This is a genomic window from Nocardia sp. CC201C, from assembly GCF_030010695.1.
Lineage (GTDB): Bacteria > Actinomycetota > Actinomycetes > Mycobacteriales > Mycobacteriaceae > Nocardia > Nocardia otitidiscaviarum.
Map to the genome: position 1 here is coordinate 1 of NZ_JASCXP010000536.1, position 4,183 is coordinate 4,183.

The window sequence follows — 4,183 nt, forward strand, 5'->3', positions numbered from 1 at the left end:
CGCCGCGTTCGAGGTCGGCGGCGGTGGCGGTGAGGGCGGCGCGGGCGGTGGTCAGCAGGTCCTGGGACCATTCGACGGCTTCGAGGGGACCAACGGTCTCGGTGGCGGGCAGGCCCGCCGCGCCGCCGATCCGCGCGATGAGCCGGTCGATGCTCTGGCGGCGGGTGTCGAGGTCGGCGGCGGAGGCGCGGCGCTTGTCGATGAGCCACTGTTCGGCGGTGCCGAAACGTTCGGTGTCGAAGAGCTTTTCGAGCAGCTTCTCGCGATCCTCGTTGTCGGCGCGCAGGAAACGCGCGAAATCGCCCTGCGGCAGCAGGACCACCTGGAAGAACTGGTCGGCGCTCATGCCGAGCAGACGCACGACCTCGTCACCGATATCCGGGATGCGGGACAGGTTCAGCCCACGCCCGTCCAGCCACTCCAGGGTGGCGCTGGCCTGTGCGGTGACCCAGCCGGTGCCGCGCTTCTTGGGCCGCTGGAACTCCGGCGACCGGGTCAGCCGCAGCCGCCGCCCGCCGAGGGTCGCCTCCAGCACCACCCGCGGCGGGGTCTGCTCGTCGGCGTGGTCGGAATGCAGCCGCTTGCTCTCCCCCCGCGCCCCCGGCACCCGGCCGTACAGCGCGAACGCGATGGCGTCGAGCACCGTGGTCTTACCCGCCCCCGTCTGCCCGTGCAGCAGGAAGAGCCCGTCCGCCCCGAGCACGTCGAAATCGACCACGGTGGTCTCCGCGAACGGCCCGAAAGCGGTCAACTCCAAGCGGTGCAGCCTCATGCGGCGCACACTCCGCCACGGTGGGACGGCACGCGGCGCGACCGGATGGACGGCGCGACGCGGTAACGCGGCGCTGTGCGGGTGGGCGTGCTCATGCGGTGAGTTCCGTGGTGCCCGGTTCCGCGAACAGCCCTTCCGCCGCCGTCGACTCCCGCTCCGGCTCCCGCACGGCAGCGGCCAGGGCGCGTTCCACCCACTGCAGCTCGCTGCCGGAGGGCTCGCCGCGCACATCGCTGAGGAAGCTGTGCGCGATCTCGATGTCCCGGCGTCCCTGCACGCGTTCACGGTAGCGCAGTTCCGGATTGCCCTCGGGCCGAACCCATTCCACGTGAACGGCGTGCGGGAATCGGGTACGCAGTTTGCGCAGTGCGTCCACCGGGCGGGCGTGATCGGTGAGAGTCGCTGCCACATAGTCATTCTCGGCGGCGGCGAACTCCGGTTCGGCGAGCAGTTCATCGAGAGTTCCGGCCAATTGGCTCAGCCCGCGCACCACCGGCAGGTCGACGCGGCGCACCTCGCCCAGCCCGTCGGCGTTCAGATCGACGATCCACACCGCTTTGCGATGGGAGCGCTCCCCGAACGAATAGGGCAGCGGCGACCCGGAGTAGCGCACCGAATCGGAGAGCGTCTGCGGCGAATGCAGGTGGCCCAACGCCACATAGTCGATGCCGTCGAAGGCGCGCAGCGGCACCGTCTCCACCCCGCCCACCGCGATGGACCGCTCCGACCCGGTGGCCTCACCGCCGACCACGAAGGCATGTGCCAGCACCACCGACCGCGCGCCCGCGCGCCCGGCCAGATCGTCGCGAATGCGCCGCATGGCCGCATCGAGAATCTCGGCGTGCGAACGCGCCTGCGGCACGCCCAGTTCGGCGCGGGTGATATCCGGTTCCAGATAGGGGATGCCGTAGAAAGCCACGTCACCGTGGGCGTCGGCGAGCACCACCGGCCGCGCCACCTCGGCGATGGTGGTCCGCAGATGCAGCCCGCCCGCCGCCGCGAAACTCCCCAGCGCACCCAGCCGGGTGGGCGAATCGTGATTGCCCGAGGTCGCCACGATGGTTGCCCCCGCCGCCCGCATGGCCTCGAACCCCCGATTGCACACCGCGATCGCGTCGGCACTCGGAATGGAACGGTCGTACACATCACCGGGTACGACCACCACCTCCACCCCCTCCGCCGCCACCAACTCGGCCATGGCGTCGAGCGAACACGCCTGGTCGGCCAGCAGATCGACACCGTGGAAGGTGCGGCCGATATGCCAGTCGGAGGTGTGCAGTATCCGCATGCCGCAAAACCGTAGGCGAGACGTCCGACAGGTTCACGGCCGCCCGGGCGGGTCGCCGGAAACGCGCCGGTGTTTCGCACCGCGATTGCCGACGCGGCAACAGATCCGGCACCGGTCGGTTGCTGGAAACTCGCTGCGAGTTGCCCGATTCCAGACCTCTGTCGGTGATGTAGTGCACTATCAGCGATATGACCGCACCGATGCTGTTTGCGCTGCTGTTGGTGTTCCTCGCCGGACTGGCCGTCGGCTGGCTCGCGCACGCCGCGCGGGCGGGTCAACGCGCCGCGGCCGCCGAGGCGCGACTCGCCGCCATGCACGACAACGAGCGGTTGCTACGCCAGTCGCTCAGCGCGGCCAGCGAGGACGCGGCACGCCGGCAGTCCTACGCCATCGGCAATCTCGTGGAACCGCTGCGCGAGGCGGTCGGGAATCTGAATCGCCACATTCAGGAAGTCGAGCACAACCGCATCAACGCGTATTCGGGACTGCGCGAACAGGTCGCGGGAATGCAGCGCACCTCGCATCAGCTCTCCACCCAGACCGGTCAATTGGTGGCAGCGCTCAAAGCGCCGCAGGTGCGCGGCCGCTGGGGCGAGATCCAATTGGAACGCGTCGTCGAATTGGCCGGAATGGCCCGGCATTGCGACTTCGATACCCAGGTGACCCGGCGCGGCGATACCGTGATCCGGCCCGACCTGGTGGTGCGACTGGCGGGCGGACGGCAGATCGTGGTGGACGCCAAGGTGCCGTGCACCGCCTATCTGGAGGCCGCGGCCGCCGAGGATCCGCATATTCGGAAACAGCAGCTGACCCAGCACGCCAAACAGCTGCGCGTGCACATCGATCAACTCGCCGACAAGGAGTACTGGCGGGCCTTCGATCCGTCACCGGAATTCGTGGTGCTGTTCGTGCCCGGCGATCCCTTTCTCGACGCGGCCCTCACCACCGACTCGGGCCTGCTCGAATACGCCTTCGGCCGGAATGTGATCCTGGCTACGCCGACCACCCTGGTCGCCCTGCTGCGGACGGTGGCGCTCGGCTGGCGGCAGGAGGCGCTGTCTCGTGATATGGCGACGGTGCATCAACTCGGACGCGAGCTGTACACGCGGTTGAGCGTCGCGGGGCGGCATATGGACGATCTGGGCGCACAGCTCGGAAAAACGGTGATGGCCTTCAACAAGGCCGTGGCATCGGTGGAGGCGCGGGTCATGGTGACCGCGCGCAAACTGCACGATTTGGAAATCGCCGAGACCCCCGTACCCGATATCGACAGGGTGGACCATTGGCCGCGAGCGGTGGGTTTCACCGACGCGCCGGACGGTTATGCCGACAGTATCGACCAGCGCGGGTGACGCGCACTCGGCAAGCCGCTCGAGTCGCCTCCCTCGCGGAATAGCTACATGCTTTAGTGTGCTTGACGTGGCAGTTACCCCAAGCGAGCGAGCAGAGGTGCCCGTGTCGCACCGTTCGATTCTGCCGACGGTGCCGGGCATCCCCGCCGGAGCGGCGGTATTGATCGCGGTGACCTGTACCTTCCTGGGCTTCTTCATCGACGCCAGCGGGGGTTCCGAGCTCACGTTGACGTTCTCGTCGCTGTATGTGCTGGGCTGTGTGCTGGCGGTGCTGGCGGTGCGCTACCGGGGTCTGTTCACGGTGCTGGTGCTGCCGCCGCTGCTGTTGTTCTTCGCGGTGCCGCTGGCCTATCAGCAGCTGCTCGGCAACGCCGGGAGCCTGAAGCTCAAGGACATCCTGCTGAATCTGGCCATCCCGCTGGTCAACCGCTTCCCCACCATGGCGCTGGCCACCGTGTTGGTTTTGGCCATCGGGGGCCTACGCATATACCTGCACCGGCGCGAGGGGATGCCCGGCGACGACCGGCCGCGCTCACGTGCCCGCGGCGGGCGTTCCGGCGGTGCCACACGTGCCCGCCGCTCTCGCACCGGCGAGAAGGACCCGGCCCGGCGACGCAGCCGCGCCGCCCGCGCGGCCGATGCCGAATTCGACGATCCCGCACCGAAATCCGGAACCCGCGGCCGCCGCCCCACCGGCCGCGTGGCCGAACGTCCGCCGCGAGTCGGCTCGGACCGCGCCGCCGCCGACCGCAAACGCACCCCGGTGGACCG

Annotated in this window: 4 protein-coding genes; 2 read left to right on the plus strand and 2 right to left on the minus strand. The window is 69.1% G+C overall.

What is annotated here, in order from left to right; translation table 11 throughout:
• Together QK444_RS33505 and QK444_RS33510 are read right to left on the minus strand one after the other, a co-directional pair.
• A partial coding sequence (locus tag QK444_RS33505; protein ID WP_282786040.1) for an SMC family ATPase occupies positions 1-772 on the minus strand: 772 nt, incomplete at its 3' end.
• A 91-nt stretch (positions 773-863) separates the two neighbouring features.
• Positions 864-2,060 (minus strand): exonuclease SbcCD subunit D, encoded by a 1,197-nt coding sequence (locus QK444_RS33510; protein WP_282786041.1) that lies wholly within the window; start codon positions 2,058-2,060, stop codon positions 864-866.
• A 188-nt stretch (positions 2,061-2,248) separates the two neighbouring features.
• Between QK444_RS33510 and QK444_RS33515 the strand changes: the two genes are divergently transcribed.
• Both QK444_RS33515 and QK444_RS33520 read left to right on the plus strand, forming a co-directional pair.
• The gene (locus QK444_RS33515) at positions 2,249-3,412 is read left to right on the plus strand and encodes a DNA recombination protein RmuC (protein ID WP_039817011.1); all 1,164 of its coding nucleotides are present in this window, start codon (positions 2,249-2,251) and stop codon (positions 3,410-3,412) included.
• 103 nt (positions 3,413-3,515) lie between these two features.
• On the plus strand, positions 3,516-4,183 hold a 668-nt coding region (locus tag QK444_RS33520), incomplete at its 3' end, for a DUF6542 domain-containing protein (RefSeq protein ID WP_282786042.1).

Excerpts from the sequence above, each read along its gene's own strand:
- QK444_RS33515 (WP_039817011.1), top strand. The coding sequence starts at position 2,249 with ATGACCGCACCGATGCTGTTTGCGCTGCTGTTGGTGTTCCTCGCCGGA.
- QK444_RS33510 (WP_282786041.1), bottom strand. The coding sequence starts at position 2,060 with ATGCGGATACTGCACACCTCCGACTGGCATATCGGCCGCACCTTCCAC.